This window comes from Pseudoalteromonas tetraodonis, from assembly GCF_002310835.1.
GTDB classification, from domain to species: Bacteria; Pseudomonadota; Gammaproteobacteria; order Enterobacterales; family Alteromonadaceae; genus Pseudoalteromonas; species Pseudoalteromonas tetraodonis.
On record NZ_CP011041.1, the window covers coordinates 1,393,381 to 1,409,747 of the forward strand.

Here is a 16,367-nt window from a genome sequence, read left to right on the forward strand (position 1 = left end):
AAATTTACATAAAAGCATGTAAGAAGGTTATTTAAGCTCTTCAGCTACTTCGGCCACTTTTTGACGTAACCAAATATGGCTAGCATCTCTGTGTAACAAAGGGCTCCATATCATATCAAGTTCAAATGGTGGAATTGGAAAGGGTGGTTCAAGTATTTTAAGCCCCGGATCGTCTACATAAATATTGGCCGCTTTTGAAGGTAAAGTCGCCACGAGGTTTTTTTCTTTCGCTAAATGAATCGCAACATGGTAGTTACGAGTAAACGTGGCAATATTTCGATGCTTCCCAAAATGAGCGAGCGCTTCGTCAACCCAACCCAGCTTTTGCACATCTTTTGGATCCATGCCAACCCCAACACCAAAGCCTGTTTTACTTACCCAAATATGACGGGCTTTTAAATAGCTATCTAGGCTAAAGTTTTCAATAATAGGGTTGTCGGATCTTACTAAACAGCAAAAGCTATCTTTCCAAATTCGCTTATGATGAAACGATTGCGGTAAGTTCTCGAAGCGGTTAATTGCCATGTCTACTTTACCGTTTTCTACATCATGGAAAGTTACATCGCTGGGCGTTAAAATATCTAATGTGGTGTCTGGGGCTTCTTCATGTAATTTCCCTAACAAACGCGGTGCCATGGTACTGGCTGCATAGTCACTGGCCATAATTCTAAACACGCGTTTACTTTGTTTAGCTTCAAATTCGCGATTAGGTGCTAGCGTTTCTTCAAGCGTCATCAAAATACCGCGAATAACAGGCTGTAACTCAATAGCGCGCTCGGTCGGCACCATACCATCGCTGGTACGCACTAAAATAGGATCGTTAAAAAGGTTACGTAGGCGTTTAAGTCCATTACTCATTGCCGGTTGAGTAATACTAAGCTGGTTAGCAGCACGAGTAACGTTACATTCGCGCAGTAATGTATCGAGGTAAACCAGTAAATTTAAATCTATTTTACTTATATTCATTGTGTGTCCTTAACGTTTACCAGTAATGGATAAAACGCTGTGCTGTAGGATAGGGATAAATATGACTCACCTTTCCATTTTTTATATTTTGTTGTGCTTGTTTCCAAAAGCTCACATCAAGTAGTTCAGGGTGCGTACTGGTTAAAAATTGTTTATATGTTGGGTTAGGCATTACAAAGGTACATAATTGCTCTGGAAATACATCTTGCGGAGCAACCGAGTAACTTTGTTCATCCATCAAATAATCATCATAACTTTTTGCTTTGGGTAGTGCTCTAAAGTTCATGTCTGTTAAATATTGCACTTCATCGTAATCATAAAAAATAATACGTTTGTGCTTACTTACACCAAAGTTCTTTAACAGCATATCGCCAGGGAAAATATTCACGGCAATCATTTCTTTAAGCGCCTGGCCATACTCTTCAATGGCATCGGCGGCACTTTTTTCGTCTGCATTTTCTAAAAACAAATTAAGCGGTGTCATTCGCCGTTCAATGTATAAATGTTTTATGATTAACCAGTCACCCTCAATCACCATCGATGAGCCAATGGTTTTGTGCAACTGTGCTAACAAGTTACTATCAAATCGTGCCAAAGGAAATACGACGTTTGAATACTCTATGGTGTCAGCCATTCGGCCAACACGGTCATGACTTTTAACCAGTTGATAGCGTTTTAATACCGTATCGCGACCAAACGGCTTACTTTCACCAAATTTATCTTTAATAACTTTAAATACATAACCAAACGAGGGTAGGGTAAATACCATCATCACCATACCCGGTGTACCGGGAGCAATGGTAAATTCATCATTAGAATGGGTTAAATGATTCAAAAACTCGCGATAAAACTCGGTTTTACCTTGTTTATGAAAGCCTATGGCGTTGTAAAGCTCGGCGAGGGTTTTATTAGGCATAAGTTGATTTAAAAACCGCACTAACGCTGAAGGAGCATGAGTTTCTACCATAAAATAGGCACGCGCAAAGCCAAAAATAACGCGCATTTGTGACGACTTTGTAAGTAAGGCATCTAAATAGAGGCCTTTATCTTCATGGTGTAACACGGCAATAATAAAAGGCTGAACGCCACTTTGCGATACAACGCGCCCCACAATGTAAGCGGCTTTATTACGATAAAACGGGGTATGTAATATATCAAAACGCATTTGCCAATGCTGGTGGTGTGTATCGGGTGCTTGTTTATAAAAGGCTTTAACTAATAAACGAATATCGCGTTCTAGATTGACAAAGTCGGCCTTAAAATCAAAGTGATTAATAATACGCTTAATGGTGGGCTTTAAACCATCTACAACAGGAAAATAACTACGGTATTCAGCTTCAACGGGCACAGAAGGCGCATCTTTGAGCGTGGCTTCTACAAAAATAAAGTCATTGTGAAAATAGCGGCGGTGGTACAGGCGGCAGAATACTGAATTATAAAATGTTTCAGCAAGTTCTGCTTGCGGATGAAAACATAAAAAGTGTTGGTAAAGCTTTTTCACTTCAAGCCATAAGCTCTCGTTTAGCGCGTCTGTTTGCTGGCGTTCTCGTAGTGTTTTTGTTGTTTCGTTTACCCGATCATCGTAATAGCTTATACGCAGGCGACTTATATCATTAATAGCTTGCCAGTCTCTTTTAGCAAAAGCGTAGGGAGCCTTGGCTGTTGTTCTTTGAAACAGCAAATAATGCTTTTTAAAACCGGTTAAAATTAATTCAGCAATTTGGCGTGGTTGCATCAGTACTCCTTAATAGACGCCTTTAGGTGTTTAGGATAATGCCGGTGGTTATACCAATTTTATTAAAAACATGATCATTCTAGCGTTTTAAATAGTCCGCTAGCTGCGTTAAAAATTATTTATATAGAACAACTATGTATCATAATTTTCGCCTTGTTATCGACTTATTTCTTTGTCGCTATAATAGATCACTAATTTAATGCAATTGGTATTAGTATTAAATCCGAAAAAGGTGGTCAAAGGAAATTACACCACTAAACACACAATAGAGTTTATGCTCTATAGATGTTAAGGGTATGTTATTTTATATTTAAAACCAAGCTAATTAAGATGATATTTATTGAAGTTAGTCTGATTAAGGTTGATAGGCATCAATCTTTTTTTGTAACTTTTTAATACGCTTTTCAATCAATGCTTTATCTTTTTTATATTGCTTATCTAATTTTTTCTGTGTGTTTCTAATATCTTTGCTAATACGCTTTTTATCATCTGCGCTCAATATATGATTTAAACGCTGCTGTTGTTTAAAATCAGCCCTGTCTTTTTCTCGTAAAAGTATTGCTAACTTATGCTGATTACTGCGCAGCTCTGCTTCTAGGTTGGAAATAATCGTATCTCGTTCCAGCTCGTTTAACTGTTTGGTATAGTTTATTTCTTTACCGGTTTGCTTAGGCTCAGTGGCGGTTATTGTGTGTGAGGTAGCATTATCACTACAGGGAAACTGAGAGAAAGTGGTGCCTTTGGGAGTGACGCACTTGAAATAGGTGGTTTGAGCTAATGCAAGAGAGCTAAAACATAAAATACAGACAGTAATGATCAGATTAATAACGCTGAACATAATGATTATCCTTTGTATATTCTGATCGAGTTAATAATTTTTAATGATAAAAACTATAACCTAGCTTGGGGGGATAGCAAGTGCAAAGGAGTAATAACAGAAACTAAGCGAGTCATTTTTAATGACTCGCTCGTATTATGAGGTGCTATTGAGAAAATGTTTTAAGCTTTTTAATACCATGCACTAAAAATGGAATATCAAGCCCTTGTTCAATTGAAAACCCTTCAGCGGCAGAGATATTTCTAAAATTTCCATCACGATCAATAAGCGTGATTCTATCTTTTTTGTAAGCAATCACCACGCCTTGCGAGTAATTAACCCCAATATTATTACTTTTACTGTACAAGTTTTCGCCCAGCATAGTTTGTTGCGCAAGCGCATTACAGTTTAAGTATTGGCCAAGGCTCGTAGCGATAATATCGCTAGGCTGAATTAAACCGTTCACCTTAGAAATAAATTTATCGGAACTGTACAATGTTGACGTGGTTACAATTTCATTGCTATTTTGCGAGATACTAAAAGCAAAAAATTCAGTAGCGTCATCACGTACAGTGGCGTTTTCAGCCCCTTTGACAATTCTTATTGCACTGTCTTTGTGTGCTTGCTCGTTAATAAAGCTCAGCTCATCAATACCGGCCACTTCCACACTACGACGTTGGCTTTGCCAAACGGGTAAAGTTTGCTGCTCAATAATGTTCGTTTTGTAAAATGCTGGCAAGCCGTACACAAGCCCAAATAACATATCACTATGATCGGTGGGTTGTAAAAATTGCGTGTTTTTATAAATACTTTGTTGGCTGGCAACAAATTTTGCTAGCTGCTCGTCATTATCAAACACCAAGATATCAACTTTTGCTGCGCTGTAATCTTCACATTTTTCTAATGGAGCAGGTGCTTGATAATTAATACCTTGGTTATTAATTTTAACGTTGTGCGCTTGCTCGTAGCTTTCAACATCCAGCAAATCGTTTTTAGCGAGTAAGCTTTTTGCCGTAGTCGGGTACGAAAGTGGTAGTACATTATCTTGTTTAGTGATATCAAATTTTAAATTGGCATCAGCCCAAATATGAATGCTGTGGCTTAGCGCAAAACAAATCACTAAAAATGAACCGGCATAACGGGCAAATTTAAACTGTTTTAAACGCCCTAAATGATGCCAAGTAAAATTACTAACAGTCAATTGAAACGCTAATATTGCTAACACTATGCTGCCTGCTAGCAAGGTAGTAAGTGCGGGTGAGTTTGTTACACGATGCCACAACAGTGAAATAATTTCAGGCAGTGCAGAGGCATTTAAGTGATAACCTAAGTTAAAGTAGACGTAAGCGTCTAAAGTAAGGATAGAGGCCCCGACAGTTGCAATCACTGCTGCCATACCACGTATATGCCGTGGGTAGGGGAATACTAAACTCAAAGGGAAAACCGTCAGCACAAACGCTAAAAATGCAATAAAGCTAGTGTGGCTTAGCCAAGTAACCATCATATAGGTTATACCCATATAAGTGGTCGGTGGCGAATCGGCAAATAAATAGCTTAAGCTAATTAAAAGCGCTAAGCCAATATTGGCAAATGTAAACCAATGACCCCAACTTAATAATTGACTCGCTTTCGATGAAAACTGGTTGTGCTGCGATAAATTCATAGAGTTTACTTAACCGACTGCGCGAGTGCTTTTGCAAAGTTCTCGGTAACGGCTTGTCTTTTCCCTGTTGGTACATGCTCTTTTAAGATATGCGTGATAGAATTTCCTAAACACATAAGACTTAAATCAACCGGCGCATTATGTTTTGATAAAACATCAATAAGCTGATCGACGATTTGTTCTACTTCTTCATTAGAGTATTTTGATAAGATTGGCATCAGTTGGTTCAATAAAAAGAGTTATATTCCCGTATTTTAACACCAGAGGCGTGAAAAACAAAGATGGCAATAGATGTTAAAAAATTAGTCGTACACTATGTAGACAAAAAAGATGACGATACTCAAATTCACCTTCGTAACGACGAAATGACAATCAATGATAAAGTGGCTGTATTCATTGAGCAATTACACCATGCCTATAATGGCAAGCCAGGTAAAGGGTTTTGTGCTTTTAGTGGCGAAAAAAACAGTATTGTAGCCTCTACTATGCAAAGCTATCGCAATAATGAGCTTGGCTTTTGGCACATGACCGAGCAGGCATCAACGGTGCTAAAAGAAGAGTTAGATAAATACGCCTTTAACGAAACCGGCTATTTAGTATTTTGTCACTATCAGTACGTGGCGACTGATTATATGTTGATTGCCATGATCAATATTAAAGAGCATTACTCAATGACCTCTGAGCTTGATTTAGCCGCATCGCGTCATTTAGATATTTCGCGTATGCAATTGGCTGCTCGTATTGATTTAACCGCATGGGATACCCAGGCAGAAGACAATCGTTATATTTCATTTATTAAAGGTCGTGCAGGGCGTAAAGTCGCTGACTTTTTCTTAGACTTTTTAGGTTGCGAAGAGGGCATTGATCCTAAGCAGCAAAGTCAAGTGATGCTCAATGCGGTAGAAGACTACTTATCAGAGCAAGAGTTTGATAAGTCTGAAAAAGACGAGTTACGTAAGCAAGTATTTGATTACTGTAACGACTGTGTTACCACGGGTGAAGAAGCTAATGTGAGTGAACTTTCAGCAACGCTTACCAAAGGTGACGACAACCCGTTTGAAAGTTTTTGTAAAGAGCAAAGCTATGACTTAGAAGAGTCATTCCCGGTTGACAAAAAAACGGTAACCAGCATGGTTAAATTTTCAGGCTTAGGCGGTGGAGTCAGTATCAGTTTTGAGCGTAAGCATTTAGGCGAGCGTGTAACTTATAATGAAGCCACTGATACGTTAGTGATCAAGGGCATTCCACCAAACCTAAAAGATCAACTACAGCGTTTTATGGAACAACAGCAAGATTAAACTCACAGCGGGCTGCGAGCTACGGGTTTCGGGATCAGGCTCGTAATCCGATCCCCGCAGCCCGTTAACTTTCGATTGTAACTTTACCCTCTAAAAGCGCAGTGTCTCTTAGCCCTCTTTGTGAATAATTTTCTTAAAGATCTTATTGCACTGAGAGAAGATAATGAGGAGTAAATGAGAAGATAAAACAAGGGTTAGGGATTAGGCCCGTAGCACGCTCCCCACAACCCGTTAACTTTACCTCTATCTTTATTTTTGAACCACGGAGTACACCGAGGCGCTACGCGCTGCACCGAGAATACAAAACAAAAACCAATACCCTGTACTTTTTAATTTCATAACATTTGTATTTAATCATTTCCTCTGTTTTCTCCTATCCTCTGTGGTAAATAAATCACTAAAATCTTATTGTCATGCTTGCGGCAATTTGCGGGCTACGGGTTTCGGGATCAGGCTCGTAACCCTAACCCCGCAGCCCGTTAACTTTCGATTGTAACTTTACCCTCTAAAAGCGCAGCGTCTCTTAGCCCTCTTTGTGAATAATTTTCTTAAAGATCTAATTGCACTGAGAGAAGAGAATGAGGAGTAAATGAGAAGATAAAACAGGTATTAGCAGATAACTTGTAGACATAGAGCTTGATCTCGTGTGAAGCGAAGCTTCGAATGTTTTAACCTTTAACCTTTAACCTTTAACCTTTAACCTTTAACCTTTAACCTTTAACCTTCAGTCTTTAATCCTTACCCGATCCTCGCAGCCCGAACCCCGTTTGCCAGATACATAAATGCCAGGCATTAAAAAACCGCGTTAAAATCAATTAACGCGGCTTTTTTATGCTCTTAGCTAAACTCAGTGCTTATTCAGCACTCAGCGTTTTAGTCATTGCTGAGCTTGCACGACCGGCAGGTTTTACCGAGCCAGGGCGAAGGCCGCTGTCAGGGATTAACTCACGTTTGTCATGTGCCATTGCAACCGATGTATGCTTGGTTTCGCTATCGGCTACAGGCGCAGGCTGTGCCATTGGCGCACTTGCATGTCCTGCTGTAATCACTGTTTTAGCGTTTACATTAGCTGAACTCGTTTGCGAAACTGCCTTAGGTTTATTTTCAACCACAGGTGCTTCTTTCGCTTCTACAGGTGTTTCAGTAGCGCTAACCGGTGCTGTTTCAGCTTCAACAGCAACTTCTTCAGCTGGTACTGATTCTTCAGCTTTTACTGGTTCTTCAGCTTTTACTGGTTCTTCAGCTTTTACTGGTTCTTCAGTTTTCACTGGTTCTTCAGCTTTCACTGGTTCTTCAGCTTTCACTGGTTCTTCAGCTTTCACTGGTTCTTCAGTTTGCACTGGTTCTTCAGCTTTTACTGGTTCTTCAGCTTTCACTGGTTCTTCAGTTTTTACTGGTTCTTCAGTTTTTACTGGTTCTTCAGTTTTTACTGGTTCTTCAGCTTTTACTGGTTCTTCAGCTTTTACAGGCTCTTCAACTTTCGCTAATTCTTCTTCAACAATGTTTTGTTCAACTGCATCAGAGGCATCAACGGCCGTTTTATGTGCTTTTGCTTTTAGCTCTGCTTCGTATTCAGCAGCGGCTTGATCCGCAACTGGAATGAAAGCAGGCGCTTCATCAGACTTCTCTTGCGTGCCTTCACCTTAAGGACGACGACGACGTTGGCCAGATGCACGAAGATGACGCGGTGAACGACGTGAGCGAGTACGTGTTTGCTCTTGCTCTTCATCTTGTGTTGCCACGTTATCGTTTGCATCAACAACAGCCTCAGCTTGTTCTTTAGCAGGTGCAGGTGCTTTTTCATCAGATACCGGCGCTTGCTTTTCAACAACAGGAGCTTGCTCTTTCACTTGTGGCTTGTCTTCTTTAACCACTGGTTGCTCAACAGCTTGCTCAGTTGTTTGAACTTGCTCTGTGCTTTCGTCTTGTACGCGAACTTTTTTACGTAAATTACGACGTTGACGACGTACCTTAGGCTTTTGCTCTTTTGGCTCAGCATTCTTATCAGATTTAACTGCAGTATCCGTATTTTGAGTTGCCTCTGCTTTTACTTGCGTTTTATCTTCAGTTTTATGCTCAGGACGTTTACGCGTATTTGAATTACGACGGCGCTTATTGCGATTCTCATTCTTTTCTTGCGTATCATTTACAGGCGCCGACTCATTTTTAGCTTCAGCGTCTGCAGTACGTTCGTTACGCGGTTTATTACGAGGGTTATTATTACGACGACGTTGGTTGTTATTACGACGACGATTATCATTACCACGATTATTACTAGGGCGATCTTGCGATTGCTTTTCAGTCTGTTTTTCTGATTTTTGCTCAGTATCAGACCCAAATAACGACTTAATCCATTTACCTAATGCGGCAAATAAACCAATTTCAGCTTTTGCTTCTACTACCGGCGCAGCTTTTGCTGCCGCTTGTGGCGCAGGCGTTGAAGGCATAACGACGCCTTTAAGCTTCGGCTCTTCACGAACAGGTGCCGCTGGCGATTTAGACATTTCAAATGCTTCAGGCTCAGGCGCAACAACTTGCTCGTAGCTTACAGTTTCAAGTGTTTCGTCTTTACGTAAACGCATTACTTCGTAGTGAGGTGTTTCCATGTGTTGATTAGGAATAATCACTACATCACATTTATGATGCTTTTCAATACGGTGAACGCTACGACGTTGCTCATTCAATAAATAAGCGGCAACAGCAACAGGCACTTGAGCATTAACTTGAGCGGTGTTGTCTTTAATCGCTTCTTCTTCAATTAAACGAAGAATAGACAATGCGATTGATTCGTTAGAACGAATAGTACCTTGACCACTACAACGTGGACAAACACCTTGGCTTGCTTCACCTAGTGAAGGGCGAAGGCGTTGGCGCGACATTTCAAGTAAGCCAAAGCGAGAAATTTTACCAATTTGTACGCGCGCACGATCTGGGCGAGCAGCATCTTTTAAGCGGTTTTCTACTTCACGTTGATGACGTGGAGGTGTCATATCAATAAAGTCGATAACAATTAAGCCACCTAAATCACGTAAACGAAGTTGACGTGCAATTTCATCTGCCGCTTCTAGGTTGGTGTTAAGCGCTGTTTCTTCAATATCGCCGCCTTTTGTTGCTTTAGACGAGTTGATATCGATAGAGGTAAGTGCTTCAGTAGGGTCAATTACAATAGAACCACCTGAAGGTAAGCGCACTTCACGTTGAAACGCAGACTCAATTTGGCTTTCAATTTGGTAATGTGTAAATAACGGTGTATCACCTTGATAAAGCTTAACGCGACTCATGAAATCAGGACGAAAACGCTCTATGTGCGCTTTAGCTTCTTCAAAAACACGAGGCTTATCAATTAAAATTTCGCCAATGTCACGACGTAAATAATCGCGAATTGCACGGAAAATCACGTTGCTTTCTTGGTGAATTAAAAATGGTGCTTTTGCACTGTCTGCCGCTTGTTGAATGGCTTCCCAGTGGACTAATAATGCTTTTAAATCGTAGTTTAGTTCTTCAAACGACTTACCAACACCTGCGGTACGTACAATTAAGCCCATACCTTTTGGAAGTTCTAAGCGGCTTAGCGACTCTTTAAGTTCAGTTCGCTCATCACCTTCGATACGGCGAGAAATACCGCCAGCGCGAGGGTTGTTAGGCATAAGCACTAAATAACTACCTGCCACGCTGATAAAGGTAGTCAGTGCTGCCCCTTTTTGGCCGCGCTCTTCTTTATCAACTTGTACAATAACTTCTTGACCTTCTTTGATCACGTCGCGAATATTCGGACGACCATGAAAGGTGTAACCTTGCGGGAAGTAAGTACGGGCAATTTCTTTTAAAGGAAGGAAACCATGACGATCAGCACCGTAATCAACAAATGCTGCTTCTAAAGATGGTTCAATACGTGTGATTTTACCTTTGTAAATATTGGCTTTTTTCTGTTCGTGACCTGGGCTTTCTATATCTAAATCATATAGGCGCTGGCCGTCAACCAGTGCTACGCGCATTTCTTCTTGCTGCGTTGCATTGATTAGCATACGTTTCATAATGTTACTCTACTAGTTTGTGTCGCTGACATGACGATGTTTTCTCGCCTGTTCAGGTGTTCCTATTTTTAGAATGTGCAGCCTCACGACTGGGTCTTTAACGGAACGGCTCTGTATTTAGTAAGCAGTATTTTAAATGCCGGCAAACAATAGGGTGTAATCACGCTATTAAATTCTAAGGGGATACAAACGTGTCGGCTTTTTAGCTCAATACTCGTTTTATCCAGAAGTTGGCCTGTCATAACAATCTTATTAAATGCATTCATATTAGGTGCGTAGGGCTCTTTAGCTTCAAACCATAGTTTCGTTTTTAAAACTACCGTTATCGTTTTTATGAGCAAAAATCGCTACCGATGTTAATGAACGCTTATTTATTAGATTTTTTTAGTTCTAAATAAGCTGCTGTACGGTACTACAATATTTGAGCGAATTCTGAACGGCGTTTTTTTACGCCGCCACTATCAGACAAATTATCTGTTCATTGCTTTTATTATCACTTTAAAAATCAATTCATGTTCAAACTTAAGCAGCAATATATTACGCGCATTGCCGTTAGTTGTGCGCACGTGTTAACTGGGTATGTATAAAAGCTTTGGAAAACTTAACTCGGATCTGTATGATCGGTTACCCAGAATGTGCATCACGAATGTTTTAATGTGTTAAAAAGCACCGTTGTTATTTGCAAATACTAAATATTTGCGCTGCTGATTATCCCACTATTATAACTGTGTTAGCAACTAAATTATTTTACTTAAATCAGTGATTAGGCAATGTCAGAAAAAACCGGCTTACAAGTAACTTTTGTCACTATCAACGAAGACCACCTAGGTCAGCGTATTGATAACTTTCTTATTACCCATTTAAAAGGGGTGCCTAAAAGCGCAGTTTACAAAATTCTTCGTAAAGGTGAGGTGCGTGTAAACAAAAAACGCATTAAACCTGTGTATAAATTGCAGCTAGACGACGTTATTCGTATACCACCAATCAGAGTGTCAGAGCGTGAAGAGTTTGTCCCTTCAAAACTCGATAAAGTAACTCGCCTTGAAGACGATATTCTATTTGAAGACAAATACCTGATGGTTATTAACAAGCCATCGGGTATGGCTGTGCATGGCGGCAGTGGCCTAAGCTATGGCCTTATTGAAGCATTACGTGTTTTACGCCCAGAAGAGCGCAGCCTTGAGCTTGTGCATCGTTTAGACCGTGATACATCAGGTTGTTTACTCATTGCTAAGCGCCGCTCTGTGCTGACTGCCTTGCATGAGCAATTGCGTGAAAAAACCATGGAAAAAAATTATTGGGCACTTGTTGAGGGTCAATGGGACTCTAAAACAAAAAATGTGACTGAAGGCTTGCGCAAAAACACCCTAAAATCGGGTGAGCGCGTAGTACGTGTTGATAATACCGAGGGCAAACCGTCGCATACCCGCTTTAAAGTGCTTGAGCGTTTTAACGATTGCTCATTAGTACAAGCATCCCCTGTAACCGGTCGTACTCACCAAATTCGTGTGCATACTCAGTGTCAAGGTCATGCTATTGCCTGTGATGACAAATATGGCGATCAAGGGTTTGACGAGTCAATGCGTAAACGTGGTTTAAACCGCTTATTTTTACACGCCCATGATTTAAGTTTTTACCACCCTAAAAACGAAACCACCATGCGAGTAGAAGCACCGCTTGATAAAGCACTATCAAGCTGTTTAGTTAAACTTAGAGCAGCAAAAGCGTGATCTCACCCACCATGAAAAACTACAAGCTGGTGATTTTTGATTGGGACGGCACCATTATGGATTCAATTAGCAAAATAGTTAATTGTATCCGCAAAAGTGCGCAGTTACTCAATATTGAACCGCCGAGCGATACCGCCAGTAAAAATATTATTGGCTTGTCGCTTGAAAACGCAATAGCGAGCTTGTTTCCTGATTACAGTGAGCATCATGAAGCGCTTATTGCAGGTTATAAACAGCAGTATGCGCTTGATACCACCCCAACACCGGTGTTTGAGCACGTTGAACAGGTGCTCACTGAGTTAAAAAATCAAGGCGTAATATTGGCGGTTGCCACAGGTAAAAGTCGGGTAGGGTTGGAGCGTCTATTGGATGAGAGCCAGCTGCGTCATTTTTTTAGTGCTACGCGTACCAGCGACGACGCCAAATCAAAGCCAGCTCCTGATATGCTCTATCAACTACTTGAAGAGCTGGCTATAAGCGCCGACGAAGCATTGATGATAGGCGACACGCAAATCGACATGGCAATGGCAAAAGCTGCAGGTATGGATAGACTAGGAGTAACCATGGGCGTGCACAACGCTGCGCAATTAAACGAGTTTACGCCTATTGCAACCGCTGACAACTATCAGCAGTTGCAACAACTTTTACTTAGTTAGTTTGTGCGCTTAATACATCTAAGCCAAACTCAGCCAATAATTGGCTGAGTTTAATGAGTGGTAAACCAATTAAACTATTTGGGTCATCACCACTGAGCTTTTCAAATAAACAAATACCCAAGCCTTCACTTTTAAAACTTCCTGCACAATTATAAGGTTGCTCTGCATCGCAATAAGCACTTATTTGCGCCGTTGTTAACGTTTTAAAAGTGACATTAAAGGGCTCAACAAGGGTTTTGCTTTGCTTAGTGTCTATATCGTACACACACAAGCCAGTTAAAAAAGTGACCGTTTGCCCACTAAATAAGCTGAGTTGTTTTATGGCGTTTTCTTTATTGTGTGGTTTACCTAATATTTGGTCATTAAATACAGCAACCTGATCGGAGCCAATCGCTAAGCCTTGGCCAAAATGCTCGACCGCAGCTGCGGCTTTTAGTTCGCTTAAACGTTTAACAAGATCGTTAGGTGTTTCGTTGCTGTGAGGCGTTTCGTCAACATCGGGCGAAAACGTTTCAAAAGGCAGATTAAATTTTTGTAATAAAGACTGCCTAAAAGGCGAGCTTGAGGCTAATATAAGAGAGTGCTTCATGGCATGTTTTCCTAGCGTAAATCAGATTGAGTTAGGATAAATCAGATCCGTGAGTAAAACACGTGAAAAACAACGTAAAATTGGTTTTTTACTTTGACTAACCCACTAACTATCTATATGATGCAGCCCCTATGCAAAAGGTGAAAATTCCCATCACCCTTCATCCGGGCAAAGCAGCGCAACACCGTTTAAAGTATGACGGCATTGTACCGCTTGAGAAACTTCCTCGTTTACGAGGGGTTATCCAGGAAGAAGTAGGTGAAATAGCGGTAAAAATTCATTGCAAAAACGATGAGCAAGGTTTAGTTGTGATTAGTGGCAATTTGTCCACACACGTAACTGTCACTTGTCAACGTTGTAATGGTGATTTAGGGTTGGATTTGGATCAAGACTTTGTGTATTCGCCAGTCGGTTTGGATGCAGAGTCAGATGATCTTCCAGAAAGCTACGACGAAGTAGCACTTGATGAAAATGGTGAAATAGACGTATTTGAGTTAATCGAAGACGAACTTATTTTAGCAGTGCCATTAGTGCCTACCCACAACGAAGCTTCATGCAGTTATACAGCAGAGCCTGCCAGCTTTGGTGTTTTAAAGGCGGAAGATGATAAACCAAATCCATTTGATATTTTGAAACAACTTAAGAAAGATTCTTAGGAGAAGACTATGGCTGTACAAAAAAGCAAAAAGTCTCGTGCAAGACGCGGCATGCGCCGTTCACACGATGCGATCAGTGGTCCAACTTTAACTGTAGACCAAACATCTGGTGAGACTCATCGTCGTCACCATGTGACTGCAGATGGTTACTACAAAGGCGTTCAAGTAATTTCTAACTAAGAGATTGCTTATATGCTGACCAATCTAACCATAGCGTTAGATATGATGGGGGGCGATTATGGCCCCCGTTCATCTATCCCCGCAGCCGTTTCCGCGGTAAATGCTAATGCCAACTTAAAACTGATTTTATGTGGCAACGAGCAAGTAATAGCTAAACAATTAGAATCACTCGATTCACTTTCTCATCCCAGATTAATAATTCGCCATTGTAATGACGTTGTCACCAATGCTTGCGAACCCGCTGTTGCTATACGCTCAAAAAAAGATTCCTCAATGCGTGTTGCCCTTGATTTAGTTAAATCGGGTGAAGCGCAAGCCTGTGTTAGCTCTGGCAATACTGGGGCGCTATTTTTTATGGCGCATTACGTATTAAAAATGCTTCCAGGAGTGAAACGTCCCGCACTCATATCGGCTGTACCCACTGAACGAAAAAATCCTGTTTACTTACTCGATTTAGGTGCCAACGTACACTGTGATGCGCAAATGCTGTATCAGTTTGGCATTATGGGTTCGGTAGTGGCAGGACAAGCACTCGGGTGTGATAACCCAAAAGTCAGTTTATTAAATATTGGCGCCGAAGACATCAAAGGTCACGACGAAATTAAGCAAGCCGCGCAGTTAATGCAACAAAGCGAGCTGATTAATTATATTGGCTACAGCGAAGGTAGCGATATTTTTTCTGGCAAAGCCGATGTTATCGTCTGTGAAGGGTTTGTCGGTAACGTTGCACTTAAAACCTGCGAAGGTATTGCCAAACTTATCATGAAAAAGTTCACCCGTGCCCTCGAAAAACACGTTGTTTATAAGTGCATGGCGTTTATGTTGGCGCCAATCATAAAAAAACTCTATAAAAGAGTGAACCCCGACCAGTATAACGGCGCTTCTCTGGTAGGATTGCGCGGTATTGTTGTTAAAAGCCATGGAAATGCCTCAGCTAAAGCATTTCATGCCGCAATCGACGAAGCAGTGAAAGAAGTAGAACGTCAACTTCCGGATAAAATTGCTGCTATCTTCGAAAAAACACATTCTAAAGACACGGTGGCCAATCAGTAAATTGATGTGCCGTGTTATACATTATTTATTTTGTTTAATTAAAAGAGCAAACTATGGCACAAAAAATTGCACTTCTTTTTCCAGGTCAAGGCTCGCAAACTGTGGGTATGTTAAACGAGCTACTTGAAAGCTCAGACATAGTAAAAGCCACATTTGCAGAAGCATCAACCGCACTAGGATACGACCTAGCAGATCTCGTTCTTAACGGTCCAGAAGAAAAACTAAATCAAACTCACCGTACTCAACCTGCTTTATTAACAGCAAGCGTTGCTATTTACCGTCATTGGTTAGCAGCAAATCCAGATGCAGACGTTGTCATGGCAGGTCACAGCCTAGGCGAATACTCAGCACTAGTATGTAGCGATGTGATCAGCCTAAGTGAAGCCGTAAAACTGGTTGAAAACCGTGGTTTATACATGCAAGAAGCCGTCCCTGCGGGTGTGGGTTCTATGGCCGCTATTATTGGTTTAGGTGATGACGAAATTAAAGCGGCATGTGAAGCGTCTGCACAAGGTGAGGTTGTTTCACCGGTTAATTACAACTCGCCAGGCCAAGTGGTTATTGCCGGTCATAAAGATGCAGTAGATAGAGCATCAGTAGCTTGTAAAGAAGCCGGCGCAAAACGTGCGCTACCATTATCGGTCAGCGTACCGTCGCATTGTGAACTTATGAAACCTGCGGCTGAAAAATTAGCCGCCGATTTAGCGGCTTTAATATTTAATTCACCTAAGTGTGATGTAATTAATAATGTTGATGTAAAAGCTGAAGGTTCAGCCGATGCAATTAAAGACGCATTAGTACGTCAGTTATACAGCCCAGTTCGTTGGACTGAAACAGTGCAAGCATTAGTTGCACAAGGCGTAACGCAAAGTTATGAATTTGGCCCTGGTAAAGTATTAACAGGACTTGCAAAACGCATTGATAAAGCGATGGTGTGTGGCTCAGTTAACGACCTTGCATCAATCGATACAGCTAAATAAGAGTATATAA

At 40.9% G+C, this 16,367-nt stretch carries 13 protein-coding genes and 1 pseudogene; 7 read left to right on the forward strand and 7 right to left on the reverse strand.

The window, feature by feature from the left end:
• Positions 1-27: 27 nt before the first annotated feature.
• The 5 genes from PTET_RS06485 to PTET_RS06505 form a co-directional block, all read right to left on the reverse strand.
• The gene (locus PTET_RS06485) at positions 28-966 is read right to left on the reverse strand and encodes a LysR family transcriptional regulator (RefSeq protein WP_028835763.1); all 939 of its coding nucleotides are present in this window, start codon (positions 964-966) and stop codon (positions 28-30) included.
• Positions 967-982: 16 nt separating this feature from the next.
• Positions 983-2,701, reverse strand: coding sequence for a bifunctional isocitrate dehydrogenase kinase/phosphatase (aceK, locus tag PTET_RS06490; protein WP_013464685.1), 1,719 nt, complete (start codon positions 2,699-2,701; stop codon positions 983-985).
• Between the two features lie 355 nt (positions 2,702-3,056).
• Positions 3,057-3,539: a DUF4124 domain-containing protein gene (locus PTET_RS06495; RefSeq protein ID WP_013464686.1), complete on the reverse strand. Its 483-nt coding sequence runs from the start codon at positions 3,537-3,539 to the stop codon at positions 3,057-3,059.
• 145 nt (positions 3,540-3,684) lie between these two features.
• A complete protein-coding gene (locus PTET_RS06500) occupies positions 3,685-5,181 on the reverse strand; it encodes a DUF3413 domain-containing protein (protein WP_013464687.1) in 1,497 nt (498 codons plus the stop codon).
• Positions 5,182-5,186: 5 nt separating this feature from the next.
• A complete protein-coding gene (locus PTET_RS06505; RefSeq protein WP_008109847.1) occupies positions 5,187-5,399 on the reverse strand; it encodes a YejL family protein in 213 nt (70 codons plus the stop codon).
• 63 nt (positions 5,400-5,462) lie between these two features.
• Between PTET_RS06505 and yejK the strand changes: the two genes are divergently transcribed.
• The gene (gene yejK, locus PTET_RS06510) at positions 5,463-6,479 is read left to right on the forward strand and encodes a nucleoid-associated protein YejK (protein WP_090492923.1); all 1,017 of its coding nucleotides are present in this window, start codon (positions 5,463-5,465) and stop codon (positions 6,477-6,479) included.
• 854 nt (positions 6,480-7,333) lie between these two features.
• Here yejK and rne read toward each other — a convergent pair.
• Positions 7,334-10,513: pseudogene (rne, locus tag PTET_RS06515) on the reverse strand (ribonuclease E).
• A 770-nt stretch (positions 10,514-11,283) separates the two neighbouring features.
• On the opposite strand from rne, the gene rluC reads away from it, so the two are divergent.
• Entirely contained in the window at positions 11,284-12,243 is a 960-nt protein-coding gene (gene rluC / locus PTET_RS06525; protein ID WP_036982979.1) for a 23S rRNA pseudouridine(955/2504/2580) synthase RluC, read from the forward strand.
• Positions 12,244-12,254: 11 nt separating this feature from the next.
• Entirely contained in the window at positions 12,255-12,899 is a 645-nt protein-coding gene (locus tag PTET_RS06530; RefSeq protein ID WP_096038368.1) for an HAD-IA family hydrolase, read from the forward strand.
• Here the strand turns inward: PTET_RS06530 and PTET_RS06535 are convergent.
• Complete coding sequence (locus PTET_RS06535; protein ID WP_090492917.1) at positions 12,892-13,488, reverse strand: Maf family protein; 597 nt, start codon at positions 13,486-13,488, stop codon at positions 12,892-12,894. The genes PTET_RS06530 and PTET_RS06535 overlap by 8 nt on opposite strands.
• Before the next feature lie 131 nt (positions 13,489-13,619).
• Between PTET_RS06535 and yceD the strand changes: the two genes are divergently transcribed.
• Genes yceD through fabD form a run of 4 tightly spaced genes read left to right on the forward strand, consistent with a single transcriptional unit; the run spans position 13,620 to position 16,357 of the window.
• Positions 13,620-14,144 (forward strand): 23S rRNA accumulation protein YceD, encoded by a 525-nt coding sequence (yceD, locus tag PTET_RS06540; protein ID WP_013464694.1) that lies wholly within the window; start codon positions 13,620-13,622, stop codon positions 14,142-14,144.
• Positions 14,145-14,153: 9 nt separating this feature from the next.
• Positions 14,154-14,324 carry a 50S ribosomal protein L32 gene (rpmF, locus tag PTET_RS06545; RefSeq protein ID WP_008109865.1) on the forward strand — a complete coding sequence of 57 codons (171 nt, stop codon included), beginning with the start codon at positions 14,154-14,156 and terminating at the stop codon, positions 14,322-14,324.
• Positions 14,325-14,336: 12 nt separating this feature from the next.
• Positions 14,337-15,377 carry a phosphate acyltransferase PlsX gene (gene plsX / locus PTET_RS06550; protein WP_013464695.1) on the forward strand — a complete coding sequence of 347 codons (1,041 nt, stop codon included), beginning with the start codon at positions 14,337-14,339 and terminating at the stop codon, positions 15,375-15,377.
• A gap of 53 nt (positions 15,378-15,430) precedes the next feature.
• On the forward strand, positions 15,431-16,357 hold the full coding sequence (gene fabD / locus PTET_RS06555; RefSeq protein ID WP_033102705.1) for an ACP S-malonyltransferase: 927 nt from the start codon (positions 15,431-15,433) through the stop codon (positions 16,355-16,357).
• The last annotated feature ends 10 nt before the right edge of the window (positions 16,358-16,367 follow it).